General features: G+C 42.1%; 26 protein-coding genes. 2 read left to right on the top strand and 24 right to left on the bottom strand.

The genetic code is table 11. The annotated features are described in order from the left end of the window. Window positions 1-4: 4 nt before the first annotated feature. From rpmG to ybeY, 7 genes are read right to left on the bottom strand one after another with little or no spacing between them, the layout of a single operon-like run. Window positions 5-154 (bottom strand): 50S ribosomal protein L33, encoded by a 150-nt coding sequence (gene rpmG, locus D8862_RS00385; protein ID WP_001809104.1) that lies wholly within the window; start codon window positions 152-154, stop codon window positions 5-7. Further along, a complete protein-coding gene (locus D8862_RS00380) occupies window positions 154-1353 on the bottom strand; it encodes a multidrug efflux MFS transporter (protein WP_125448268.1) in 1200 nt (399 codons plus the stop codon). Before D8862_RS00380 ends, rpmG begins: the two co-directional genes overlap by 1 nt. Further along, a complete protein-coding gene (coaE, locus tag D8862_RS00375; protein WP_125448267.1) occupies window positions 1340-1945 on the bottom strand; it encodes a dephospho-CoA kinase in 606 nt (201 codons plus the stop codon). The genes D8862_RS00380 and coaE overlap by 14 nt, the downstream gene beginning before the upstream one ends. After that, complete coding sequence (gene mutM, locus D8862_RS00370; protein WP_125448266.1) at window positions 1945-2769, bottom strand: DNA-formamidopyrimidine glycosylase; 825 nt, start codon at window positions 2767-2769, stop codon at window positions 1945-1947. Before mutM ends, coaE begins: the two co-directional genes overlap by 1 nt. 48 nt (window positions 2770-2817) lie before the next feature. Further along, window positions 2818-3717: a GTPase Era gene (gene era, locus D8862_RS00365; protein WP_084973739.1), complete on the bottom strand. Its 900-nt coding sequence runs from the start codon at window positions 3715-3717 to the stop codon at window positions 2818-2820. Window positions 3718-3733: 16 nt separating this feature from the next. After that, window positions 3734-4129, bottom strand: coding sequence for a diacylglycerol kinase family protein (locus D8862_RS00360; protein WP_061409093.1), 396 nt, complete (start codon window positions 4127-4129; stop codon window positions 3734-3736). Beyond that, the gene (gene ybeY / locus D8862_RS00355) at window positions 4110-4607 is read right to left on the bottom strand and encodes an rRNA maturation RNase YbeY (protein WP_084973741.1); all 498 of its coding nucleotides are present in this window, start codon (window positions 4605-4607) and stop codon (window positions 4110-4112) included. The genes D8862_RS00360 and ybeY overlap by 20 nt, the downstream gene beginning before the upstream one ends. 104 nt (window positions 4608-4711) lie before the next feature. On the opposite strand from ybeY, the gene pavA reads away from it, so the two are divergent. Next, on the top strand, window positions 4712-6367 hold the full coding sequence (pavA, locus tag D8862_RS00350) for an Rqc2 family fibronectin-binding protein PavA (protein WP_125448265.1): 1656 nt from the start codon (window positions 4712-4714) through the stop codon (window positions 6365-6367). Window positions 6368-6566: 199 nt separating this feature from the next. Here the strand turns inward: pavA and D8862_RS00345 are convergent, their stop codons facing one another. The 11 genes from D8862_RS00345 to D8862_RS00295 form a co-directional block, all read right to left on the bottom strand. Next, window positions 6567-7298 (bottom strand): NAD-dependent protein deacylase, encoded by a 732-nt coding sequence (locus D8862_RS00345; protein ID WP_125448264.1) that lies wholly within the window; start codon window positions 7296-7298, stop codon window positions 6567-6569. 154 nt (window positions 7299-7452) lie between these two features. Beyond that, window positions 7453-8163, bottom strand: coding sequence for a purine-nucleoside phosphorylase (deoD, locus tag D8862_RS00340; protein WP_125448263.1), 711 nt, complete (start codon window positions 8161-8163; stop codon window positions 7453-7455). Window positions 8164-8829: 666 nt separating this feature from the next. Then, entirely contained in the window at window positions 8830-9540 is a 711-nt protein-coding gene (locus D8862_RS00335) for a type 1 glutamine amidotransferase (RefSeq protein WP_125448262.1), read from the bottom strand. Beyond that, complete coding sequence (locus D8862_RS00330) at window positions 9537-10772, bottom strand: chloride channel protein (RefSeq protein WP_185760814.1); 1236 nt, start codon at window positions 10770-10772, stop codon at window positions 9537-9539. The genes D8862_RS00335 and D8862_RS00330 overlap by 4 nt, the downstream gene beginning before the upstream one ends. Before the next feature lie 4 nt (window positions 10773-10776). Beyond that, window positions 10777-11586 (bottom strand): purine-nucleoside phosphorylase, encoded by an 810-nt coding sequence (locus D8862_RS00325; protein ID WP_125448260.1) that lies wholly within the window; start codon window positions 11584-11586, stop codon window positions 10777-10779. After that, complete coding sequence (locus D8862_RS00320; protein WP_125448259.1) at window positions 11583-12143, bottom strand: DUF1697 domain-containing protein; 561 nt, start codon at window positions 12141-12143, stop codon at window positions 11583-11585. The genes D8862_RS00325 and D8862_RS00320 overlap by 4 nt, the downstream gene beginning before the upstream one ends. 1 nt (window position 12144) lies before the next feature. After that, window positions 12145-13356 (bottom strand): phosphopentomutase, encoded by a 1212-nt coding sequence (locus D8862_RS00315; RefSeq protein WP_125448258.1) that lies wholly within the window; start codon window positions 13354-13356, stop codon window positions 12145-12147. Between the two features lie 13 nt (window positions 13357-13369). Then, window positions 13370-14053 (bottom strand): ribose-5-phosphate isomerase RpiA, encoded by a 684-nt coding sequence (gene rpiA, locus D8862_RS00310; protein WP_125448257.1) that lies wholly within the window; start codon window positions 14051-14053, stop codon window positions 13370-13372. A 105-nt stretch (window positions 14054-14158) separates the two neighbouring features. Next, a complete protein-coding gene (locus tag D8862_RS00305) occupies window positions 14159-15088 on the bottom strand; it encodes a peptidase U32 family protein (protein ID WP_084946194.1) in 930 nt (309 codons plus the stop codon). Between the two features lie 127 nt (window positions 15089-15215). Continuing rightward, complete coding sequence (locus tag D8862_RS00300; RefSeq protein WP_125448256.1) at window positions 15216-15896, bottom strand: ABC transporter ATP-binding protein; 681 nt, start codon at window positions 15894-15896, stop codon at window positions 15216-15218. 13 nt (window positions 15897-15909) lie between these two features. Beyond that, the gene (locus D8862_RS00295; protein WP_125448255.1) at window positions 15910-16965 is read right to left on the bottom strand and encodes an ABC transporter permease; all 1056 of its coding nucleotides are present in this window, start codon (window positions 16963-16965) and stop codon (window positions 15910-15912) included. 384 nt (window positions 16966-17349) lie between these two features. On the opposite strand from D8862_RS00295, the gene D8862_RS00290 reads away from it, so the two are divergent. Then, complete coding sequence (locus D8862_RS00290; protein ID WP_125448254.1) at window positions 17350-17634, top strand: DUF3270 domain-containing protein; 285 nt, start codon at window positions 17350-17352, stop codon at window positions 17632-17634. 68 nt (window positions 17635-17702) lie between these two features. Here D8862_RS00290 and D8862_RS00285 read toward each other — a convergent pair whose 3' ends face one another. The 6 genes from D8862_RS00285 to D8862_RS00260 all read right to left on the bottom strand — a co-directional run bounded on the left by D8862_RS00285 (window position 17703) and on the right by D8862_RS00260 (window position 24413). Next, window positions 17703-19040 carry a sensor histidine kinase gene (locus tag D8862_RS00285; RefSeq protein ID WP_125448253.1) on the bottom strand — a complete coding sequence of 446 codons (1338 nt, stop codon included), beginning with the start codon at window positions 19038-19040 and terminating at the stop codon, window positions 17703-17705. Next, window positions 19030-19704, bottom strand: coding sequence for a two-component system response regulator CiaR (ciaR, locus tag D8862_RS00280; RefSeq protein ID WP_061416663.1), 675 nt, complete (start codon window positions 19702-19704; stop codon window positions 19030-19032). Before ciaR ends, D8862_RS00285 begins: the two co-directional genes overlap by 11 nt. Before the next feature lie 109 nt (window positions 19705-19813). Further along, the gene (locus D8862_RS00275) at window positions 19814-22360 is read right to left on the bottom strand and encodes a M1 family metallopeptidase (protein WP_125448252.1); all 2547 of its coding nucleotides are present in this window, start codon (window positions 22358-22360) and stop codon (window positions 19814-19816) included. A 121-nt stretch (window positions 22361-22481) separates the two neighbouring features. Then, complete coding sequence (locus tag D8862_RS00270; RefSeq protein ID WP_125448251.1) at window positions 22482-22922, bottom strand: ASCH domain-containing protein; 441 nt, start codon at window positions 22920-22922, stop codon at window positions 22482-22484. Continuing rightward, window positions 22864-23766: a putative PEP-binding protein gene (locus tag D8862_RS00265; protein WP_125448250.1), complete on the bottom strand. Its 903-nt coding sequence runs from the start codon at window positions 23764-23766 to the stop codon at window positions 22864-22866. The genes D8862_RS00270 and D8862_RS00265 overlap by 59 nt, the downstream gene beginning before the upstream one ends. 41 nt (window positions 23767-23807) lie before the next feature. Next, window positions 23808-24413: a DUF6707 family protein gene (locus D8862_RS00260; protein ID WP_084921018.1), complete on the bottom strand. Its 606-nt coding sequence runs from the start codon at window positions 24411-24413 to the stop codon at window positions 23808-23810. Window positions 24414-24423: the final 10 nt, after the last annotated feature.

Below are 24423 nucleotides of genomic sequence, written 5' to 3'. Positions count from 1 at the left end.
AATTCTACTTAGATTCAAGATGTAGGGTTACTTTTCTTTCCTTGGGACAATACTTTAAAACCTCAATCTTGTCTGGATGGGTTTTGGAGTTCTTGCTGGTTAGGTAATTAATACTGCCACAAGAGGAGCATTTGAGATTAATTTTTACTCGCACTAGATTTCCTTTACTTTTAATAATGATCTAAATTGAACTAAGTTAAATAAACAACTGAAAGCCACACAGGCTGCTGTCGCATAAAAAACAGAGTGGTAGCCAAATTGCCCTGCTACTGCTGAACCAGTCATGGGACCAACAACACCCCCAAGGTAGAAAAAGACTTGGTTAAAGGCAAAAATCCTTGAAATGCCTGTTTTGGGAGTCATCTTACTAAGCAATGCATTAACACCTGGTATCAGAGCACCCGTTCCCAAACCAAATAGAAAACGATACAAGCCAAGTTGAATGGGGCTAGTTGCATGGGCACAAAGAAGGTAAATGATGACTGAATAAACCTGCGCTGTAACTAAAAGTCTATGATTTCCCACCTTATCTCCTAGTTTTCCCATCACTCCAGCACTCATCATGCTAGAAAATCCCATACTCGATACTATCAAACCAGATACAAAGAGGAGATTTTCAGTCTGCCCTAAGTCCCGCACATAGAGAGCCAGGATAGGACCAATTGATTGAGCTGAAAATTGAATGACAAAGCTGGTTAAAAACAAATTAATCAAAAGATGAGAGTGTTTAATAGAACTAAACAACTCTTTTGTTGGTATTGCCTTCTCCTTAGCCACTGGTCGAAAATCTTCCTTGATAAAGAAAATCGTTAGGATTGCAGCTAAAAATAGGAAAGCACCCACCAATAAAAAGACATTGCGAATACCAAAAATTTCAGCAATCAAGCCACCTACAAAGGGGCCGGTTAGGGTTCCAGCTACTACTCCAGTTGATAAAGTCCCCAAAGCATAGCCAGACCTATCCTTAGGAACTTGACTGGCTATTAAAGCTGTCGCATTCGGTACGAAACCTGTAAATACGCCATTTAGTAATCTAAGAAAGATTAACCAATAGATATTCGGCACGAAGGCCAAACCTCCCATAGTGATGGTCATGGCAAGGCCTGCTCGAATCATCATGGGTTTACGACCGTACTTGTCAGCAAGAATACCCCAGATCGGAGAAATCAAAGCTGCTGAAACAGCCGAAACTGAGATGGCTAATCCAGCATAGAAAGCAACTTGGTCACTCTCGATTCCCAACTGCTCTACAAAGATAGGCATAAAAGGGACGACCAAGGAAATACTGGCTCCCGTTAGAAAACTACCGAACCAGGCGACACGAAGATTATCTTTCCAACTAATCTCTTGCACAGCTATCGCCTCCTTCAAGTAACTTCACTACTTGCCCCACAAGCTGGTCACGATTGCCATTATTATCTAATATATGACTCGCCAATTTTTTCTTTTCTTCTAAGGACCACTGGGCTGCCAGACGGGACTCCGCTACTTCCTTAGAAAGATGATCCCGTTTCATGAAACGTTCTAATTGGATATCATGGTCCACATAGACCAGCCACGTTTCATCAAACCAGGTGGCATAGTTCTGCTCAAAAAGCAGAGGAATATCCATGAAAAAAATCGCTTCTGTCTGAGCCAACTGTTCTCTTAGTGCAGCCAGTTCCTCACGAATAATCTCTCCTTGGGTTTGCTTAGACCATTCCCGCTCTTCAGGGTTTGAAAAGATGAGACTAGCTAGGAAAGGGCGATTGAGTTCTCCATTTTCTAAGATAATTTCCTGTCCAAAATGCTGAACTAAGACCTGATATAGACGCCCACCATGTCTTTGTAGCTGGTGGACAAGTCGGTCAGCATCTACCACTTGAAAGCCTTGCTCTCTTAGGAAATTTGTCACAGTTGACTTCCCAGAGGCAATTCCTCCTGTGATTCCAATGATTTTCCCCATCAGTCCCTCCTTTGACACTGAGGACAAAAATGAGTTCCCCTTCCACCGAGCTGGAATTTCTCAATGATGTTGCCACAGCGTGAACATGCTTGACCAGTCTTATCATAGACCTGATGAAAATCCTGCATGGTTCCATCTTCCCCAAAGGCATTGGTATAGGTCCGAATGGTTGAGCCCCCTTTTTCAACAGCCTGACCCAAAACAGCAATAGTCTGGTCATGTATAGCTGAGGTTTCGTCTACTGTCAAAGTCTGGGAAGGTCTAGCTGGATGGACCTGAGCTCGCCAGAGAACCTCATCCACATAGATATTTCCAAGACCAGCGACCAAGGTTTGGTCTAGGAGGTGGGATTTGATAGGCTTTTTAGATTTGGCTAGGGTAGCTTGGAAGGACTGCAAATCAAAGTCCTGCTCTCTTGGCTCAGGTCCTAATTTTTTAGAAACAAAGTAGGCATCCAAAAGTTCAGGCGCCAATAGTTCCATGGTACCAAACTTGCGTACATCTTCATAAACAAGCGTGCCTCCATCTTCGAACTGGAAGAAGACATGGGCGTGCTTGCGTTCAGGAATCTGGTCTGGATAGTAAAAATACTTGCCCTCCATCCGCAAATGGGAAATCAAGACCTTATCTGTCAGGTAGAAAAGCAGATACTTGCCACGGCGTCCCATGGACTCAATTACTTGGCCAGGCACTTCCTTTCGAAACTCGTCCAAATCTGTCTTGATCATCTTAGGATAAGCAATCTCTATATTAGAAATCTTCTTTCCCAAAATTAATTTCTCTAAGCCACGACGAACGGTTTCAACCTCTGGTAATTCAGGCATAAATCCTCCTTCTGTAAAAACAAGAAGCAGGCATGAGCCCACCTCTACTTAGTATTCTTTCTCATTATAGCCAAAGTCAGCCAAATCTAGCTTTTTATCACGCCAGTTTTTCTTGACCTTGACCCAAGTTTCTAGGAAGACCTTGTCCCCTAGCATGAGTTCGATATCACGACGGGCCATGGTCCCTATTTTCTTGAGCATAGCGCCACCTTTTCCGATGATAATCCCTTTTTGACTATCACGTTCCACCATGATGGTTGCCCGGATATGAACCTTGTCTGTCTCTTCGTCACGCTTCATGGAGTCAACTACCACTGCAACTGAGTGAGGAATCTCTTCACGTGTCAAATGAAGAACCTTCTCACGAATCATTTCTGAAACCAAGAAACGCTCAGGATGATCTGTGATTTGATCAGCTGGGAAATACTGGAACCCTTCCTCCAGATTTTCACTCAAAATATCGATTAGTCGAGAAACGTTATTTCCCTGAAGGGCTGAGATAGGAACAATATCCTTAAAGTCCATCTGGTTACGGAAGTCATCTATCTGAGCCAGAAGTTGGTCTGGGTGGACCTTGTCAATCTTATTGACCACCAAAATCACTGGAACCTTGGCTGCTTTCAGACGCTCGATAATCATGTCGTCGCCTTTACCACGTGGCTCATCAGCTGGCACCATGAATAGAACAGTATCCACTTCACGAAGGGTACTATAGGCAGATTCCACCATGAAATCCCCAAGAGCTGTTTTAGGCTTGTGAATTCCTGGTGTGTCGATAAAGACGATTTGTTCCTTATCCGTGGTGTAAATCCCCATGATTTTATTGCGCGTTGTTTGCGCCTTGTCACTCATGATGGCAATCTTTTGCCCCATGACGTGATTTAAAAAGGTTGACTTCCCAACATTGGGACGTCCTAAAATGGCTACAAAGCCTGATTTAAATGTCATAATTTCCTCTTATTGTTTAAAATAGTAAATCCCAAATGCGTGGGAGAAAGATAAGTGCACCAATCACTGCGGCAAGAAGGGAAACCACAAGCACGGCACCAGCTGCCATGTCCTTGGCTTTCTTTGCCAACATAGAAAAGTGATAGTGACTGGCTAGATCCACCACATTTTCGATAGCGGAGTTAATAATCTCAAAGGCCACTACCAAGAAAATGCTCATTAGGAGAAAGAGCCATTCGATCCGTGACACCTGAAAAACAAAACCTGCAAGGATAACCACTAGAGCCGTCACTGCATGTTTTCGCATATTGCGTTCTTCCTTAATGGCAGTCAGAATTCCTGTAAGGGCAAATTCTAAACTGGATACCAGGTCACGATTTTTCCATTTTCGTTTATTGTCTTGTGAGTCCATAGGCTGTCAAAATTTCTTCTTGTAAACTGAACATCTCCGCTTCTTCTTCCGGAGTGTAGTGATCGTAGCCGTTGATATGTAAAAAGCCGTGTACTGCCAAGAAGCCCATCTCACGCTCAAAGCTGTGACCGTATTCCTCAGCCTGCTCATGCGCTTTATCGATAGAGATGAAAAGTTCCCCAATATAGGCATCGAACTCAGACATCATTTCTGCTAATTCAGGGTTTTCAAGCAAATCTTCCTCATCAAAGGAGATGTCCAATTCCGGTTTATATTCAAGGCTGATGACATCTGTCGGGCGATCTGTATCACGATACTCGAGGTTGAGTTCGTGACTACGCTCATTGGTCACAAAAGTAACTGCCATCTCCTTGTCTTCTTTTCCTATTTTTTGGGCTGCAAATTCCAAAATTTCTTGGGTTTGTTGCAAGATTTCTTGTGAAACTTGACCAGTTTCATCTACCATTTCAATATACATGTACTTCTCGATTCTCTTTACTTGGCTTTATTATACCATATTTTCATGATTTTATTCTACCTTTTTGATATAATACTATGGAATACAATCACAAGGAGAGAACGATGTCATTTGACGGATTTTTTTTACACCACATGGTTGAGGAATTGCGAAGTGAGTTGGTCAATGGTCGCATTCAGAAGATCAATCAACCTTTTGAACAAGAGTTGGTCTTGCAAATCCGCAGCAATCGCCAAAGCCATCGCCTACTCCTCTCTGCTCATCCCGTTTTTGGTCGCATCCAGCTGACCCAAACGACCTTTGAAAATCCAGCCCAACCTTCTACTTTTATCATGGTTTTGAGGAAGTATTTACAGGGCGCCCTGATTGAGTCTATTGAGCAAGTGGAAAATGATCGTATCGTGGAGATCACCGTTTCCAATAAAAATGAGATCGGGGATCATATCCAGGCTACACTGATTATCGAAATTATGGGAAAACACAGCAATATCCTTCTAGTGGATAAAAGCAGTCATAAGATCCTCGAAGTCATCAAACACGTTGGTTTTTCACAAAATAGCTACCGCACCTTGCTTCCTGGATCTAGCTATATCGCTCCGCCAAGTACAGAATCTCTCAATCCTTTTACTGTCAAGGATGAAAAACTCTTTGAAATCTTGCAAACCCAAGAACTAACTGCAAAAAATCTTCAAAGCCTCTTTCAAGGTCTGGGACGTGATACGGCAAATGAATTGGAAAGGCTCTTGGTTCGTGATAAACTCTCCACTTTCCGTAACTTTTTCAATCAAGAAACCAAGCCATCCTTGACTGAGACTTCCTTCAGTCCAGTTCCCTTCGAAAATAGTGTAGGAGAGTCTTTTGCCAGTCTTTCTGATCTTCTGGATACCTACTACAAGGACAAGGCTGAGCGTGATCGTGTCAAACAGCAAGCCAGTGAACTGATTCGTCGCGTTGAAAATGAGCTTCAGAAAAATCGCCACAAACTCAAAAAACAAGAAAAAGAATTACTGGCGACAGACAATGCTGAGGAATTTCGCCAAAAGGGTGAATTGCTGACAACCTTCCTCCACCAAGTTCCGAATGACCAAGACCAGGTTATCCTAGACAACTACTACACCAATCAGCCTATCATCATTGCTCTTGATAAAGCTCTAACTCCCAGCCAGAATGCCCAACGCTATTTCAAACGTTACCAGAAACTCAAAGAAGCTGTCAAATACTTGACTGATCTGATTGAAGAAACCAAGGCAACCATTCTCTATCTGGAAAGTGTGGAAACCGTCCTCAATCAAGCTGGACTGGAAGAAATCGCTGAAATCCGTGAAGAATTGATCCAAACAGGCTTCATCCGAAGAAGACAGCGGGAGAAAATCCACAAACGCAAAAAACCAGAACAATATCTGGCGAGCGATGGCAAGACCATCATCTATGTCGGACGTAATAACCTGCAAAACGAGGAACTAACCTTTAAAATGGCTCGCAAGGAGGAACTTTGGTTCCACGCCAAGGACATCCCTGGAAGTCATGTCGTCATCTCAGGAAATCTTGACCCATCTGATGAAGTTAAGACGGATGCGGCCGAACTAGCTGCCTACTTCTCCAAAGGGCGCTTGTCAAATCTCGTGCAAGTGGATATGATAGAAGTCAAAAAACTCAACAAACCAACTGGTGAAAAACCTGGCTTTGTGACCTACACTGGACAAAAGACCCTCCGCGTCACACCAGACCCAGAAAAAATCGCATCTATGAAAAAATCCTGATTCCACTTGGAATCAGGATTTTCTTTTACATTTTACTCTGCAATTAAAGTTTCCAAACCAACCTTCATCATATCAGTGAAGGTATTTTGATTTTCTCAGCCATTTTTTAGTAACTCTTAAAGAGCGAGATTGTGGTCAATAAATGAGATAGTTTTCTCTTTCAAGTAACAAGGTTTTGTTGCTATCTTCTAAAATTCTTTTATTGTCTCAATTTCGAAAATACTTTTCCTATCTTGCCTTCAATGACCAATGTAGCTTGGCTGTCTTGTGGAGTACTGGTTTTATTGATAACGACCAGATTTGTCCCAGAAAAATAGTTTACTAGGCTAGCTGCAGGATAAACAACTAAGGAAGTCCCACCAATAATCAGCAAGTCAGCTTGCCGAATAGCTTGTGCAGCTTGGCTAAAGACACCCATGTCAAGTGATTCTTCATACAAGGTCACGTCAGGCTTGACCACCTTGCCACAGTCTAGGCAGTGGGGAACAGGTCCCTTGAGGGCCAGAAAACCAGTTAAGTTATAGAAACGTTGACAACCTAAGCAGTAATTTCGGTCCGCGCTCCCATGCAATTTAAAGACCTTTTGGGAGCCTGCTATTTCATGAAGACTATCGATATTTTGTGTCACAACAGCCTTTAGCTTGCCAGTTTTTTCCAAAGCAGCTAGATAAGTGTGAGCAGCATTAGGCTTGGCTTCTGGATAAATCAGGTATTTTTTATAGAAGTCAAAAAAATCTTCTGGATAGCGCTCAAACATAGTCCAAGAAACAAGTTCTTCTGCCGTAAAATGACGGCCTAACTGATGACTATAAACACCATCTGAACTACGAAAATCTGGGATATTGGACTCGGTTGACACTCCTGCTCCTCCGAAAAAGACTATTCTGTGGCTTTTATCAATCAAGTCTTGTAATAGTTCTATTTTATCCATCCTATTCTCCTTGTATTTTACATTCTAAAAAAGTTGAAAACCAATTGCTCCAGCAATCTGATTTTCAACTCTTCCTTTATCATTACTGATATATTTGAGATTAAAGCATTTGAATCAAACTTAGAAATAACCTTATCTTAAAGTAATACGATGTTTAATCTGCAATCAAAGTTTCCAAACCAACCTTCATCATATCGGTGAAAGTATTTTGGCGTTCTTCTGCAGTGGTGTCTTCATCTGGATTGACCAAGCTATCAGAAATAGTCATAATAGCTAGCGCATCGACGTGGTGTTGCGCCGCCAAGTAGTAGAGGGCTGCTGCTTCCATTTCCACAGCCTTGACTCCCCATTTACCAAGCTCGATGTTCTTTTCAAAGTAGTTTGAATAAAAGACATCTGACGACAAAACGTTCCCAACGTGGGTTGTCATACCGAGTTCTTTGGCGATATGGTAGGCCTTGTCTAGCAAATCAAAGCTAGCGATTTGTGGGAAATCATACTGTGGCCAGTCGTTACGGATGATGTTTGAGTTGGTTGCAGCTGCTTGTGCCAAAACCAATTCACGAACGTGAACATCCTCATTTAACGAACCCGCAGTTCCCACACGGATCAATTTCTTCACTCCGTAGTCCACAATCAACTCGCGTGCATAGATAGAGATTGATGGCATTCCCATTCCAGTTCCCATGACAGATACACGGTGACCCTTGTAAGTACCAGTGTAGCCAAACATGTTACGCACTTCGTTAAAACAAACAGCATCTTCAAGGAAATTCTCCGCAATAAACTTAGCACGAAGAGGATCCCCCGGAAGAAGAATTTTATCAGCAATTTCACCCTGCTTAGCAGCAATATGGATAGACATAATTTATGATACAAAGAGCGACAAGAAAACGACTGAAAATTAGGAATCTGACGAGAAATCCTGATTTCTCAATCAGATTATCTATTTTCCGAGTTTTCCGCTCGTGTTCAAATTAGAACACCTTGCTCTACCTTTCTTTATTGTATATTTAGGGTAGGGACAGAAAACAAAGTAAAAATAGAAAACTGACGAAGCATCGTAGATGCTAGACAGTTTATCTTTTTTACACAGTTCTCCGCCCGTATTCAGTTCAGCGAATACGGTTTACCCATCCTTTCTTTATTCTAAAAGTGATACTACGAAAGATACCAAACCCGTCAAAAAGCGAAGGGGAAATAGGAGTTGGGTGCAATGAGCGATGCTCGCTAGACCAACTATCTTTTTCCCACTGCTTTTAGGGTGGGTTCAATTCCTTTCTTTTTTATTTTTGATGACAAATAGGAGAATAGCACGGGTTCAATTCAAAACCAAACTACCCTACCTTTCAATGTTTTTATAAAAGTTTTCCGCTCGTGTTCAAATCAGAACACACGCTCTACCTTTCTTTTTATATATTATATAAAGTTTAAAGAGGGGTAGTATTAAATACTTACTACACCTTTTGATTTCATAGTAAGATGATTCCAAGTTCTCTTCCAGAGCTGGAATCCTGCCTTTCTGTAATTCCTAGTTTACCAATGAATCTAAAAATGCGTACAGTTTTGCATTCATTTCAGAGTAATTGCTCCCACGTAATTCTTCTGGTGTTTGAACAAAAGGCAACTTTTCACTTTGCTCTCTTAATTTCTCCTCACCATCCGCAGCAATCAATAATTCTATTGCGTCTGGATCAAATTCCAAATGAGCCTGAAAGGCATAATGTTTTGGACTGAAGCGAATAATTTGGCGTGGACAACCTTGACTGGTCGCCAAGACGACAGCTTCATCTGTCAGCCCTGGCATATCACCGTGCCAGTGGCCGATTTCTATGTTTTTTCCGAACAAGCTGACATGAGGATCTGTTAGACCTTGCATCGTCAATGTCACAGGATAAACGCCGATCTCGCGCTCTGGACTATGTTCATACTTCGCACCATAGGCAACAGATAGGAGTTGCGCACCAAGACAGACACCAACAATATAAATATCTGCAGCAATCGCTTCTTTCATAAAAGCAATCTCAGCCTTAGGGTCATAGTATGGGAAGTTTTCTCTATCCTCATCAGGTGATTGAGGACCACCCATAACAATCAGAAAATCAATTCCGTCAATTGTTTCAGGAAGAGGTTCTTTTTCGTAAACCTTTGTTGATGTAATGTGATGCCCTCGTGCCAGAGCCCATTTTAGATAAGCGCTCGGAACTTCAAATGTTTCATGCAGTACAAAATGTACCTTCATTGTTTCTTCTCCCATCTCTTTCGAATCACGTAAGACATTCCTGCTGCTAGTACAAGCGGTATTGTCAAACTCCAATCCTGGCCTGTAAATCCAAGGCTCAGTGCAATGGCCGTCAGAGGAGCTTGTAAGGTCGTTCCTAAAAAGACTGTTGCTCCTAGTAGCATTCCTAGAGCTAGATCCAGATGAATGCCAACTACTGTCAAAAGCAAAGTCACTAAATAGCCAGATCCAATCCCCAAGGCAAATGATGGTGTCAAGGTTCCCCCATAGGCACCATTACGCAAGAGGAGATAAACTAGAAGCCCCTTTACTGCAAGAGTCAATGGAAGATAGGGAATTGGCTGGCTAGACAACAAGGCTTGGGCTAGTACCTGGCCATTTCCCATAAAGATAGGGAAAAAGACTGTCAGGCTCCCCAGCACGAGAAAGGCTAGAGTAAGAGCCCAAAGAATTGTCCCATTCTTCCGTCGCTTGTGGCCCGCCCGTTTAGCTAAAAATCGGAAGCCCAGCGCAAGTGGAGTAACCAATGAAGCAATCAGAATCGCCTGCAAGAAACTGCTAGACGACCAAGAGACCGCAGATAGGTGATAAATAGCATCCTGACCAACAATGGGCTGAGACACCCAGGTTGCCAGATAAGTACTAGCCAAAACCAGCAAAAAGTTCTGCCAACTATAGGTAAGTCCTAAGGTCTCAAAGACAAACAAACTACTAGCAAAGGGAACCTGATAGACCGAAGCTAGACCTGCTCCTGCCCCACAGGCAACCAACACCTTCCGTTCTTTAAGGGCTAGAGAGAACCCCTTTGACAAGCAACCAGCTAGAAGGGCCCCAACCTCGCGTGGTGCTCCTTCTTTTCCGACCGATGCGCCTGCTCCGACAATCGCAACCTGCATACCTGCATGAAAGAGGTGGGCTAAGAACGCTGGCTCCCTGTCTCCAGCTACTATAATTTGCTGACGAATAGACAAAATCTTATGGCGCCTTTGTAGGACATACCAGAAGCCAGCTGCCAAAACCCCTGTCACACACAGAACGAGGAATCTACGGAGACCCCCAGCTTCTTGAAATTGCTGGAGCAAATCCGAACTAGTTTGGCCAAAGGCCAGCCATTGCACACTTTCTAGTAAATAATGGCAAGCAATTCCGACCAGACCCGTCCCTATTCCCAATGATAGAGTGGCTAGAAGTAGCCTCAGTCCGTAGGGCAGGCTTTGGAGTCGTGCTTTCATAGAATTAGAGTTCAGCAAGAATAGCTTTAAGCAAGCCTTTGAAGTCACCTTTGACCCGTTCAGTCACTTCCACAACTTCCTCGTGGTTGAGTTCTTCCTGGAAGCCAGCAGCATGGTTAGTGATACATGAAATTCCTAGAACTTTCAAGCCTGAGTGGGCTGCCACAATAACTTCAGGAACAGTGGACATACCAACTGCATCTGCTCCCAATGTCTTATAGGCACGAATCTCTGCAGGTGTTTCATAAGTCGGACCAGTTACACCGATATAGACACCTTCATCAAGCTTGATACCAAGTTTTTTAGCCACTTCATGGGCAGTTACACGGTATTCTGGTGTGTAGGCTTTAGACATATCTGGGAAACGTGGACCAAAATCATCCAAGTTTTCACCCATCAATGGATTTTGACCTGTCATGTTGATATGGTCTGAGATAGCCATCAAGGTACCAGGACCAAATCCAATACCTCCAGCTGCATTGGTTACAATGACACCTTCACATCCGAGAACTTTCATCACACGTACTGGGAAAGTCACGATTTCGAGAGGATTTCCTTCGTAGAAATGGAAACGACCTTGAAGAGCCAAGACCTTGCGCCCTGCAAGGTCACCATATACCAATTTCCCAGCGTGACCGACTACTGTCGAACGACCCCAGTTTGGAATGTCTGCATAGTCTACTACAACTGGATTCTCGATTTCTTCCGCCAATTCTCCAAGACCCGATCCAAGGATTAAACCAAATTCAGGTGCTTGGATTCCCTTGTTTTTCAGGAAAGCAGCTGTTTCCTTGATCTTATCTAAAAATGTCATTCTGTGTCTCCTTTATTATTTTTTAGCATTTGACCGATTTTGTCAAAGGTTTTGGCATTGCGAATGGTGATGTTGCGATAAAAAGGCATCTTGAGCAAGTACTTATGATAGGCAGTTGCATGGTAGGATTCCTCAGAGAATTTCCCCCAGAAAATCCCAAGTCTTCCAAAATGAACGATCTCATCTTTCAATTCCAAACTTTCAACTGTCTCAATGACTTGAGCCACATCCAAGCCCTCCGTGTAAAAGAGGACATCCTTTCGTGCCAAATCTTTGGCCCACCATTCTGGCAGATTTTCAAGTTCCGCCTCAAAGTCCTCTAGACTCAGCAAGGAAAAGCTCTGAATAAATGGATAATGGATTTCAATGAAAGCCTCTAACTTTTCAACCAATCGGGCTTTGGGGTCTGTCGAAGCAAAGAAAATATTGCCACTGTTGATGTAGGTCTCAACCTTTTCCAGACCCAACTCTGTCAGTTCTTGACGAAGTTGCGCCATGACAACCTTATTTTTCCCTCCGACATTAATGCCCCGAACAAGTAAAGCATATCGCGTCATCTTATACCAATTTATCTAAGAAACTTTCCCCAATCATAGCTGTTTCAACACCAAAGTTATCCGCAACTGTTGCTGAGATATCTGCAAAATGTCCAACTGGAATGACACCATTTCCTTTAAAGGCAGGGCTATAGGCCAACAATGGAATATATTCACGAGTGTGGTCAGTTCCTGCATAGGTCGGGTCATTTCCATGGTCAGCAGTAATCAAGAGAAGGTCGTTCTCTCTCATGGCTGCGATAATTTCAGGCAAGCGTTCATCAAACTCATGCAAGCAATCACGGTAACCATGAGCATTGCGGCGGTGTCCATAAAGGGCATCAAAGTCAACCAAGTTTGTGAATGAGAATCCTTTTTCAAACTCAGCAAGTCCCATCGTTTTCAACAGTGTATCAATTCCATGACTATTTGACTTGTTGTGGCCCATGTCATGATTGATTCCTGCACCGTTAAAGATGTCATTGATTTTACCAACAGCATAAGTATCGATGCCTGCTTCGTTCAATTTATCCAAAACAGTTGGGGCAAATGGAGACACAGCCAAGTCACGACGGTTTGCTGTACGAGTGAAGTTACCATGCTCACCTACATAAGGACGGGCAATGATACGACCTAGAAGGGCAGGGCGCTCAAGGGTAATCGAACGAGCGTATTCACAGATACGGTACAATTCATCCAAAGGAATGATATCTTCGTGGGCAGCAATCTGCAAAACAGGGTCAGCTGAAGTATAGATAATCAACTCCCCAGTTTCCATCTGACGTGGTCCAAAATCATCGATAACAGCTGTTCCTGAGTAAGGTTTGTTGGCTTCACGAATGACCTTACGTCCTGAAAATTCTTCGATTTTTGTCAGGATTTCTTCTGGGAATCCGTTCCAGAAAGTATCGAAAGGCTCGGTAATATTGAGTCCCATGATTTCCCAGTGTCCAGTCATGGTGTCCTTACCAAGGGAAACTTCTTCCAATTTTGTTGCATAACCTGTTGGGTTGCTTTCAGCTGGTACAGTCTTTAGAGGCGTTTCGCGAGGAATATTTCCTAAACCAATTTTAGCCATGTTTGGCACATTCAAACCAACTGTTTTTGAAATGTGTCCCAGTGTGTCAGAAGCTCCATCTGGAACCCCTGCATTGACAAAGTTATTGGCATCTGGTGCAGCACCGATTCCCACAGAATCCAGTACCACCAAGTGAATACGATTAAATTTTGACATAGTCTGTCTCCTTTTATTTTCCTTTTGTTGAAGTTAAAATCTGAACCCCATCTCGTCCCGCTACGATGACCTTATCCACCATTTGGTTGAATAAGCCATGCTCCACGACACCAACGACATGGTCCAATTCTTGTCCGAAAGCAATTGGGTTTTCGATGACTTCCAAGGCTAGATCAATGATAAAATTCTGCATATCTGTCACAAAACGGTGACCGTCTTTTTCACGGAAACTTGGTTTGTAGCCAGCTCGTTCAAACCGACGAAAGACCTGTTCTGCACCATACTGAACCACTTCTACTGGCAATTTAAAAGCACCTAGTTTCTTGACCAGTTTGCTTTCATCTACCACCCAAATGTATTCTTTTGAGGGCGTTGCCACAACCTTCTCCATCAGAAGGGCACCACCACCGCCTTTGATTCCGTTAAACTGGCTATCTACTTCATCCGCCCCGTCAACCGTCACATCGACAAAGTCTACTTGGTCAATAGACTTGAGTGGGATGTTAAGACCTTCAGCCTGTTTACTGGTCACACTGGAAGTCGTTACAGCAGTAATCTGCAAACCTTCTTCCTTGATCCGACGACCAATTTCTTCTACGAAATAGTAGGCAGTAGAGCCAGTTCCCAGACCGACTACCATACCATCCTTGACAAACTCAGCAGCCTTGATACCTGCCATCTTTTTCAGATTCTCCACTTAAACACCTCCATTAAAGAGCTACTTTTATTATAACATGTATCCGTTTTTATTTCATGAATACACTTGAAAAACCCGAACATTTTTATTTCGGGTTTTGGTGTCCTATTTAACCATATCAGGATCGTAGTCATAGAATCCTGTATCGAGGAAACGGTTTTTAGGGTGAAGTTTACGAACTTCTTCATCCAGCAAAAAGGCTTGGTCATGGCTAAAATTCCCCTCTTGGATCAAACTACGCGCTTGGATAAAGAGTTTTGCAATCTCAACAAAGTTTTGACCTGGAGTGTAAAGTCCCTCTAGCTTCCAGTGAGTGAAACCATGTTCTACTAATTCTGTCAATTTGGTCATCAAATCAAGGTCATTGTTGGCAAAGATGTGGGTACCATGATTGTCCTCAAAGATGGAATAATGGCTTTCTGGGTCACTCGGCTCTGCCAAGAAGAGGTCACGTTTACGCGTCTTTTCATCATCGATATGCGTAAAGTTATAGTAGTTTTGTAAGAGCGGACGCTTAGAATGGTGAATGACACTAGCTCCATAAACCAACACTTCAGCAGGAATTTCCAAAATCTCTGGCATCTTGAAGAGTTCAGCAGATGGAATTTCACGCGCCAAAACAGCCTCAGAGGCGCCAGCCTTTTGTCCCCAGAAGTTAATCTGACGACTGCTTGTTACCATGGTTGAAGCATCGTAGATGGTCTTAAAGGAATAGCCATCACGGTTGACCACGTAAAAGACACCTGCATCCCCAACAGTGATATAGTCTGTCTTGATTTCTTCCAAGAAGTCTAGAAAGGGCTTGATACGGTCCATCATATCTTGGTGCATGAGGGCATTAACCGCGACAATCAGTTCCTTGCCTGCTTCATGAACCAACTTAGCAATCTCACGCAATTGGTCATGACTAAAGGTTGTTGGCAGGCGAAGGCCAAAATCTTTCTCACCGACATAGATACGGTCTACGCCAGCTTCAAGTAACTGTTCAACTTGTTCAATACTTTCAGCAGTTGCTGTAATAATAATCTTTTCCATAAGAAAAATTATACCACATTTCTCAAAAATCAGCTATGGGTACTAGGAGTTTTATAAAAAGTCAAAGTCATTTTTTAAAGATTGCAATCAAAAAAGTGAACGGTAACTTGTACCATTCACTCTTTTTTTATGCATGTGTTTCTTCAACTAGGTGGCCATCATTCATGACATAAATACGGTCAACCTTATCAAGAAGGCGTGTATCATGCGTAATCATAACAACTCCTCTTCCTTGTTCATGGGCAATAGTGGCCAGCATCTCCGTTACTTGGTAAGCACGCTCGGTGTCTAGACTGGCTGTCGGCTCATCTGCAAGCACAATGCTTGGATTGTTATAGAGCGCTCTAGCAATCGCGGCACGCTGACGTTCACCACCTGATAGAGCCTTGGGATAATGATTTTGAACTTTTTCCAAATCCAACAGGTCAAAGAGCTCTTTTCGGTCACTTTTACTATTTTTTCCCTTATCTAGTCTGTCTATCAAATCCAGCTGTTCCTTGACCGTTAGAAAAGGAATTAAGTTTGAAGCCTGGAGAATGAAACCAAACTCTCTAAAACGGAGATCTGTTTTTTCCTTCTCCGTCAAACTGCCTGTTTCCTTCCCTTTGACTAGAATCTTTCCACTCGAAGCTTCCTGTAGTTGTCCTAGAGTTGTTAGAAAGGTCGTCTTTCCAGAACCTGAAGGCCCAACGATAGCTACGAACTCTCCCGCATTTAGCTGAAAATTCGTCTCATGCAGGGCTACGACTTTCATCTTTCCTTCCCCGTAGGTTTTTGTCACTTGATTCATTTCTATCAATGCTGTCATACTATTCTCCTTATCACTCTGCAATCGCAGTAATCGGGTCCACCTTTAGCAAGCGTGGAAGTGAAATGACACCACCTAAAAGGGCCATCAAGGAAATTACCAAGCTTAGGACAGAGTAGGCAATCCAACTTGGATAGAAAAAGAAGGTAGCTGGTAAGACTAAAATCACTCCTCCGATTGCCAGCAAGGCTAAAGCAATCCCCATACCAGCTAGGAGTAAGATTTGACAGAACAGAGACCATACAATGGTTTTGATCTGTATTCCTTGAGCTCGCATTATTCCATAAAGACCTAGTTTTTGGATGGTAATGATATAAACAAAAATCCCCACAATCAAGCCTGTGATAACAATCATAGCAAGAATCATTCCTGAAAATACATTAACCTGAGGCGTGTAACCAGGAATTTTCGATATCATTTTTGGAATGGAAATCTGTTTCAGTCCATCTCCAGAAACTTCTATGTCATTTTTCAATACCAAGGCAGAGATGGAACGATTGGCTTTCAAGGTTCCTTGTAAGGTCCAATAAGTTGTCAGACTCGTAAAGACAACCGGCTCGGTGAAAAATTTATTTCCTTGAGTCAGGCCTACAATCTTGTAACTTGACTCGCTTCCATTGAGCTGAATAGCATCGCCTAGCTTCATTCCATAGTTCTCAAAAGACTGATCCACGACAACCTCATCATCTCCTTCAGGATACCTTCCCTCCGTTAAACTAGGAGAGATAAAAGAGTCCCAGTTTTGAGCAAAAATGGAAACGTTAATCTTTTCACTATCATCGACTAGATTGGTCACAGCGAACATATAGCCCAATGGAGCAGCCTCTTCAGAATTTTTATCCTTGTAGTCTTTTTCAGGAATAAAAGATGCCGTCAAATTATCATTTGCGTAGTCAGATAAAACCACACCCGTCGCTTGCCAATTATCAATAGCTGCCCGGTTGTTTCGCACAAGACCCAGAGCTAGACTGGTCATAAAAAAGACCATAAAAGCGATAAGAAAAATGGTAGTTAGAATCAAACTATATCGAAGTTTGTTTCGTAATATTTCTTTGATAGCAAGATACATGCTTATCTCCTTTAACTTTCCCCAGAGGTAGCAAAAAGCCACCCAGTCCAATAGACAGAATCTCTGTCCTTCCATCCATTCAAAACAACTCCTACCTATTCTTTTAAAATGAATCAAGGTAGCAACTTAACAAATCATCTTAGGAAAAAGCCTCAGCTTGCTATCAATTTATATAAGTTATCCTTTCCTTTCTCAGTATATTTTTAATAGAGAAGGTCAGGTTATCTGTTTTAAGTGTAACATCCATGCTATCACTTTCTCTAGTGGGTGTCAAGAAGAGTGACTTAGAAGATGATAAGAGACTTTAGTAGTTTTGTAACCATTCTGTAACAATTCTCTGCATAAAAAATGATAAAATAGTTAGGTACTGTTAAGGAGAGAATCATGCCCGCAAGAAAACTAGAAGCTTATGAGTTTGAACAAATTCCCGAATCGAAACAAACTCCGCTTTATCAAGATTATACACCTGTGGCCCCTGTTGGCTCTAGCCTAAAAGAGATTTTATTTTTTGTAAATATTGCTTGTTTTTGTATTTTTATGGTGCTTTTTAGCTTTATCTTTTTAGCCTTAAAATTGAATACAGCTTTATCATTTATCGCTGCTATGGGGACAAGCTTCGCACTTTTACAACTTCAACGAAAAATTATGAAACGAAAGATTTCAAAATAATAAAGGTTGGTAGTAGTGCCAACCTCTTTTCTAGTTATAAAAAAAGACAGTTTTTAAAACTGCCTTTTTTATTTATTCCTACGTTTCGAAGGAGATTGAATTGCGATTTTAACTTCAAAAATTGTTCCTCTTGGTTTGTTATCTTTTACACTAATCGTTCCTCGTAAGGCATCTACGATCTGCTTAGCCAAAGATAGTCCAAGGCCAAAGCCACCCTTCTGACGGGTCCTCGCCTTGTCTACACGGTAAAATCGGTCAAAGATTTTCTTCTTGTCAGCAGCTGAGATTCCAATCCCATTATCCGTTACTGTTAGATAGAGATGGCGATCCGTAGCATAAACCACAAACTCAATTTTCCCATCTTCTTCGGTATACTTGATGGCATTGTCAAATAAGATGGTCATGAGCTGTTTTAGGAGCAACTGATCGGTCATGAAGGGACGATAAATCCGATTTTCATAGTCAAAAATACGATCATTTTCAGAAGCAATCAACTCATAGTTGGCAAAGGTTGTCTTAAAGAACTGTGGTGATACTTCTGCTATTTCTGGTTTGATTCCATCATCTCGACGTGCAAGGTTGAGAAGATTGGTCGTGAGAAAGCGCATGTTGCGAACTTCTTCAAGACTCGAAGCGATACTTTCGCTGGATTCCATAATCGTTGCCTCCGGTTTTCGAAAGAGATTCTCTAAACGATTTTGTAGAACAGCCAAAGGCGTTCTCAGTTCGTGGCTCGCATTTTCAACAAAGGACTTCTGCTTTTGCATACTTTCCAGTAAGGGTTTGACACTGACACGTGCCAGATAAACACTGGCGATTAAAGACAGGAGCCAGAAACTAGCCATAACTACAACAATTAAATGCTCGTGGTTTTGGCTGATTTGCTCGAGCTGGCTGGTATTGATTAAAACCGCCGCATACTTGACATTGCTTGATACAGAGGAAGAATTGGTTTCCATCAAAATCATCCGATAGGTTTCTTCCTGACCATAGCTATTGACAACTTGGATTTGGCGAATATGATTCAACTCTTTTTTGTCCAGTTTGATCTTGTCCAAGCCTAAAAAGCGATTGCCCAGTAAGAGCTGATTAAAATCCTTGTCAAAGAGCAAGACTTCCGTATTGGAGCTGACATTGGGCTTGATTTCAGCCTTGCTGGCATCCGCTGTTGCGGGTTGAATATCCTTGACTTCCTCAGTTGCCCGATTCAGGGCTAACTGGATAACAGCTTGGGGACTACTACTAAGGGCTTGGAGTTTTTCATCTACAGAAGTGTAGAGACTCGAGTGCATGACCTGGAGGATAATCAAGGTCATGGCAGAGAAGATCAGGGTGAACACTCCAAAGTTTCGAATGAAATAGCTGAAATCATCCGCATACCATGTTTTTTTTAGTTTATTGAACATCTTTTAAAATATACCCGACACTACGCAAGGTTTGAAGATTCTCAGCAAAGGCTGTCCCCTTCAATTTCTTACGAACTTTTGAGACATAGACTTCTACAACGGAAATCGTCGTATCGCTATCAAATCCCCATAGACGGTCAAAAATTTGTGTCTTAGGAAGAATAACATTTTGATTTTGAAGGAAATAAACCAATAACTCAAACTCTTTTCCGAGCAGTTCCACAGGCGTGTCTTCTACCTTAACCTCATTCGTTGAAAGGTTGACGACAATATCTCCATAGGTCAAGGTGTTTTCGTTAAACTTACCTGAACGTTTGAGAAGGGCTTGGATCCGCATTTTGAGTTCTTCTAGGTAGAAAGGTTTGGTGAGGTAGTCATCCGCTCCAAGTTCAAAACCGTGTCCCTTATCATCCAAACTCTCTTTGGCAGTCATAATAAGGACTGGTGTTGAGATCCCTTTTTCGCGCAACTCTTTCAAGACTTGGAAGCCATTTTTTTCCGGCAACATCAGATCAAGCAAAATCAAGTCATAGACGCCACTTTCAGCTTCGTAGAGACCTTCTTCTCCATCAAAGACCTGCATGACATCTGCAAAATCATCTAAAAAGTCAAATACTGAGTTTGACAGGCCTAGGTCATCTTCTACTAATAAGATTTTTATCATCAGAAACTCCTCCTTGTTATGATTATTATACCAAAATTGCCTTAAAAAAAACTCAACTCTCTCTTCTTTTAAGATAGAAAGTTGAGTTTTTGTTTACATTTCGAACGAATTAAGCTTTGGTATATTGGGCTACAACAGCTTCGACTGCTGCTTTCTCACGCTTAATCAAGTCAACACGCGCTGCGATATCCTTGATTCCCATACCGATGTTACGGCTAAGAGCAAGGTCAGAAAGTTGTGGTTCAAAGAATTCCTTGTATTCTGCCAAGCGTTGCTCAGTCTTAAATACATGGGCAGGTAGGATAACAAAGCTATCAAAGCTCATATCCCCACCAAGAGCCGCCTTGATCCAATCCCAGTTTTCACGCGCCCATACCCAAACAGTTTCTTGAGTTGTTTGATGATCTAGGAACTGGTAATACCAAGCAGACAAGTCTTGTGGTTTTACCACAAATTTATCCTTCCATGAGCCAATTAAGGTTTGGATATTGTTCGCATCTGTACTGTAAGCAAGAGCAGCTGCCAACTGGCGTTTGAAGACAGCATCTGTGGCATGAGTGTAGAGGTCCAGATAAGTTGCGACCAAGTCCTTGGTCTCATGGTGTTTCATCTCATTGATGAGAACTTGTGCACGGATGGCTGCTGGAAGTCCTGCAAGGTTCTCCTTGTGAGCTGCGAAGATTTGGCTAGCAACTTGACTAGCTTCTGCATCATTGGAGCGAATCATCATAGAAACGGCCAACTGACGAACCAATTCATCCTCATCTGACTCCCCGTCTTTAGCTTCAAAACCAAGACGGTCATAATTGTGACGAGCTAATTTAGCAACTAGTGCTTTGAAGGCTGCTTCAGCATCTGTTCCTTCATCGATAAAGCGCTCAAGGGCAGAAATAACTTGAGAAACAGCTGAAACCACAAGGTAAGACTCTTCCTTAGCAAGTTTATCAAGGACTGGGAGCAAGTCTGCATAAGAAATGTGCCCTGCTTCAGCAAGCAGACGACGTTCTTGGACGAATTGTAGTTTACTTGTGTTATCTAGTGTCTCTAGCTCAGCAAGAACAGCATCTAACAAGTCTCCTTGATAGTCTGTAATGTAGTGGGCTGTATTTTCAGTGTTGAGACGAAGTGCTCCTTCGTTTTCAGCAAGAAGAGCAGCATAGCCAGGGATTTCGATACTTTCAGTTTCAAGTGTATCTGGTAGACCCTTCCAGTTGCTGTTGAGTGGCACCACCCAGAGGCGGTTCTTGTCTTCGTGCTCACCGATGAAGAATTGTTTTTGTGAAATCTTCAAGACATCATTTTCAACTTTGACAGTGAGAACTGGATATCCAGGCTGTTCCAACCAAGAATCCATGAAGGCTGCAACATCACGACCTGATGCTTGTCCAAGAGCATTCCAAAGGTCACGACCGATGGTGTTACTGTACTGGTGCTTTTCAAAGTAAGCATGCAAGCCTTTAGCGAAATCAGCATCGCCTAGCCAACGGCGAAGCATGTGCATGAGACGGCTTCCTTTGGCATAGACAATAGCTCCGTCAAAGAGGGTATTGATTTCATCTGGGTGTTTGACTTCAACGTGGACAGACTGCACGCCATCCGTCGCATCACGTTTAAGCGCAGCTGGCACCCCACCTGTTTGGAAATCTTCAAAGATATTCCAACTTGGTTCGATGGCATCCACACAGACGTATTCCATCATGTTTGCGAAGCTTTCATTGAGCCAAAGGTCATCCCACCATTTCATAGTCACGAGGTTCCCAAACCATTGGTGAGCCAACTCATGTGCTACAACTAGGGCAACTTGTTGGCGGCTAGCAAAGGTTGAGTTCTCATCCACAACTAAGTAAACTTCACGGTAGGTTACAAGACCCCAGTTTTCCATTGCACCTGCTGAGAAGTCAGGAAGGGCGATGTGAAGCGATTGAGGGATTGGGTACTTAACTCCGTAGTAATCTTCGTAAAATTCGATTGAGCGAACGGCGATGTCTAGTGAGAAATCAAGGTTAGATAGTGGGTGAGCTTTGGTTGAGTAGACACCTACAAGGGTACCATTTTTAGTTTTAGCGGTCACACCTTGCAAATCACCTGCGACAAATGCTAACAAGTAAGAAGACATGCGAGGTGTTGTCTCAAACTTCCAGATACCCGTTTCCTTACGGTTTTCAACATCAATTTCTGGCATGTTTGACAAGGCCAATTCACCTTCTGCTTGGTCAAAACGTAGAGAAAGGTCAAAAGTTGCTTTGGCTTCAGGCTCGTCCACACATGGGAAGGCTTCACGCGCAAAATGGCTCTCGAACTGAGTTGACAAAACTTCCTTCTTCACTCCATCAACTGTGTAGTAAGAAGGATAAATCCCTGTCATGTTGTCTGTGATTTTTCCTGAAAAAGCAATAACCAATTCAACTTGACCAACCTCAGCCAATTCGATATGAAGGGCTTCATTTTCATGATCAACTGTAAATGGACGTGATTGACCTCCAGCTTCTACAGAAGCGATTTCCAAGTCTTTTTGGTGAAGGGAAATACGGTCACTCTGTGCTTGACCAGTAATGGTCACCTTCCCAGAAAACGTCTTGGTCTCACGACTCAAGTCTAAAAATAAATCATAGTGTTCAGGAACAAATTGGGTAATAAAATGTTCAACTGCTTGCATAGTTTTCTCCTATTCTAAGTTTAAGAGCTGCTGCTCTTCTTCAAACAAACTTATTATATCATGTTTTGCTTAAGAAAAAAGGATTGGAAGGTGATTTCCAAAACTTTCTTTCTACTAAAGTTTACTGTGGATAAACCTTGCGAAATTCTTCTAATACAACCTTGCTGTCAGGTGTAAAAGTTAGTCCTGCCTCTCTCAGCCACTCGGCGAAACAGTCCTCATGAACCTGACGCCAATATGCTAGGGATTTGTCACCTTCCCCTTCCTTAAAGGCATGTTCAGCAGAAACTTGATTAAAGGATTCGACAGAAACCTTTGTAATTTCGACAATGCAGACAGCTCGATCTTGGCTATCTAAAATGATATCAAAAGTTCCTTCTCGCGGAAGGGGTTCGCCTTCTAATGCATAGAGATCGTAAGCTGATGCTGTTGCAGTCTTTTCGCCTTTTAAAACCAAATCTGCCAAGAGATCAGCTTCCACTCCAAAAGCCCAGGCATCTATCTCATCGCCGATAGAGGGGTTGATTTGCTTGTATGCTTTCCACATTTCTTGCGGTGTCATAGGTTACTCCTTTGTAATTTTTACTTTTTTCTTTTATGTGTTTGAGATGGTCTAGATGTTCAATTTCTAAATTAAAAATCTCTGGAATAGAACTGTAGTGGATGATGCACTTGATACCCATCTGATTCATTTTTTCTATGAAAGAATCATTCAGATAGCCTGCTACAGCAAAGTCAATCTTTTTCGGCCTTGCTTTATCCTGCATCTGTCTTAGCATATCTAACATTATTGGACTTTCCATATCATGCCATTGACTGTTTCTCACAGTCGCAAAAATAAAAGAAGTCAAATCATTCATTCCAACTATAATCTTTGAAATACCAGTTTCCAGTATCCTGTCCAAGTCAAAATATGCTGACGGTAATTCAATCATTGTGCCGACTTTCCCAGTAAAATCCTGCTGACGCAATACTGTAATAGCTTGCTTTAACTGCTCAGCATCATTGACAAAAGGAAAGATAACAGACAGATTGGGATTGTTTTGATAAACTTCTGTAACGACATTGGACTCAGCCTGAAATTCATCCGGACACGCCAGTAAACGCCTAGTTCCTCTATAACCAAACAAGGGATGATTTTCATCAAAATACTCTTTAGTCCCCTCTAAATAATTGGCTTCTGTATTCGTTAATTCTGAAAAACGATACCAGACTTCTTCACCTGAGTACAAGGAGCAAATGGTGTCTAGATAATCTTTTACAAATTGCTGACAACTTGGTAACAGTATGTTTTGGTTGAGCTCTCTCAACAAATATTCTCCACGAATCATGCCAACATGATGAAATAGTTGTGGGTAAACTTTTTCAACAAGTTTTTCGCCACTAAGGGCAAGTTGGTTTTTCATTTCTTCCCCTCTTTCCACCCTTCAAATTTAGCCACACTTCCTCATCCCTTAAAAGGGAAAAGGCTAACAATACCTTGCTCCTTGATAAAGCTTTGTAATCTTTCGATTTGTTCTTCTATTTTAGACTGGATATCCGCCTCGTCCAGAGTTGATTCCGCACTAAACAACTGAAGTTTTAACAAGTCTGCTAAGTAAAGTAAGCGCCATTCAATTTCAGATGTAAAGGTCGAAGCTTGCTCGATTTTTGCAAGCTTTTGTTCCAAAGTATCACCATTCAAAAATCTCTGATGTACTCTCCTTCTTATTTTTCTAGTTGATTCCTCCCCAGAATCTAGTGGACTTAAAAGGAGATTTTGATAGATGGATACCTGATTTTCCGTCTGCTTTTCCATATAGGCCAACAAGACTATCGAACTCTCAACAAAGGTCCAACTATTATAATCTCCTTCAAAGGGAATTTGTAGCAAAATATCTAACAACTTTTTAGCTAGTTCTTTTTGACCATATAGATAGAGTAAATAAGCAAGGTGATTAAGAGACTCAAGATAGGAACAGTTGGTCTTCTTATACTTTTTTAATATTTTTTCTACATAGGGTTTTAAATCAGAATGATTTTCCACTAGCTCAAATACTTCTATCAGCTTCATCTTAACTCCT

This window comes from Streptococcus oralis (assembly GCF_003942585.1).
GTDB lineage: Bacteria > Bacillota > Bacilli > Lactobacillales > Streptococcaceae > Streptococcus > Streptococcus oralis_BE.
The sequence above is the reverse complement of the archived record's forward strand: the minus strand, read 5'-3'. Positions and strand labels throughout refer to the sequence as shown.

Coding starts and splice junctions, on each gene's coding strand:
- coaE (WP_125448267.1), bottom strand. CDS start 1,945: ATGGGGAAAATCATTGGAATCACAGGAGGAATTGCCTCTGGGAAGTCA.
- mutM (WP_125448266.1), bottom strand. CDS start 2,769: ATGCCTGAATTACCAGAGGTTGAAACCGTTCGTCGTGGCTTAGAGAAA.
- era (WP_084973739.1), bottom strand. CDS start 3,717: ATGACATTTAAATCAGGCTTTGTAGCCATTTTAGGACGTCCCAATGTT.
- D8862_RS00360 (WP_061409093.1), bottom strand. CDS start 4,129: ATGGACTCACAAGACAATAAACGAAAATGGAAAAATCGTGACCTGGTA.
- ybeY (WP_084973741.1), bottom strand. CDS start 4,607: ATGTATATTGAAATGGTAGATGAAACTGGTCAAGTTTCACAAGAAATC.
- pavA (WP_125448265.1), top strand. CDS start 4,712: ATGTCATTTGACGGATTTTTTTTACACCACATGGTTGAGGAATTGCGA.
- D8862_RS00345 (WP_125448264.1), bottom strand. CDS start 7,298: ATGGATAAAATAGAACTATTACAAGACTTGATTGATAAAAGCCACAGA.
- deoD (WP_125448263.1), bottom strand. CDS start 8,163: ATGTCTATCCATATTGCTGCTAAGCAGGGTGAAATTGCTGATAAAATT.
- D8862_RS00335 (WP_125448262.1), bottom strand. CDS start 9,540: ATGAAGGTACATTTTGTACTGCATGAAACATTTGAAGTTCCGAGCGCT.
- D8862_RS00330 (WP_185760814.1), bottom strand. CDS start 10,772: ATGAAAGCACGACTCCAAAGCCTGCCCTACGGACTGAGGCTACTTCTA.
- D8862_RS00325 (WP_125448260.1), bottom strand. CDS start 11,586: ATGACATTTTTAGATAAGATCAAGGAAACAGCTGCTTTCCTGAAAAAC.
- D8862_RS00320 (WP_125448259.1), bottom strand. CDS start 12,143: ATGACGCGATATGCTTTACTTGTTCGGGGCATTAATGTCGGAGGGAAA.
- D8862_RS00315 (WP_125448258.1), bottom strand. CDS start 13,356: ATGTCAAAATTTAATCGTATTCACTTGGTGGTACTGGATTCTGTGGGA.
- D8862_RS00305 (WP_084946194.1), bottom strand. CDS start 15,088: ATGGAAAAGATTATTATTACAGCAACTGCTGAAAGTATTGAACAAGTT.
- D8862_RS00300 (WP_125448256.1), bottom strand. CDS start 15,896: ATGACAGCATTGATAGAAATGAATCAAGTGACAAAAACCTACGGGGAA.
- D8862_RS00295 (WP_125448255.1), bottom strand. CDS start 16,965: ATGTATCTTGCTATCAAAGAAATATTACGAAACAAACTTCGATATAGT.
- D8862_RS00290 (WP_125448254.1), top strand. CDS start 17,350: ATGCCCGCAAGAAAACTAGAAGCTTATGAGTTTGAACAAATTCCCGAA.
- D8862_RS00285 (WP_125448253.1), bottom strand. CDS start 19,040: ATGTTCAATAAACTAAAAAAAACATGGTATGCGGATGATTTCAGCTAT.
- ciaR (WP_061416663.1), bottom strand. CDS start 19,704: ATGATAAAAATCTTATTAGTAGAAGATGACCTAGGCCTGTCAAACTCA.
- D8862_RS00275 (WP_125448252.1), bottom strand. CDS start 22,360: ATGCAAGCAGTTGAACATTTTATTACCCAATTTGTTCCTGAACACTAT.
- D8862_RS00270 (WP_125448251.1), bottom strand. CDS start 22,922: ATGACACCGCAAGAAATGTGGAAAGCATACAAGCAAATCAACCCCTCT.
- D8862_RS00265 (WP_125448250.1), bottom strand. CDS start 23,766: ATGAAAAACCAACTTGCCCTTAGTGGCGAAAAACTTGTTGAAAAAGTT.
- D8862_RS00260 (WP_084921018.1), bottom strand. CDS start 24,413: ATGAAGCTGATAGAAGTATTTGAGCTAGTGGAAAATCATTCTGATTTA.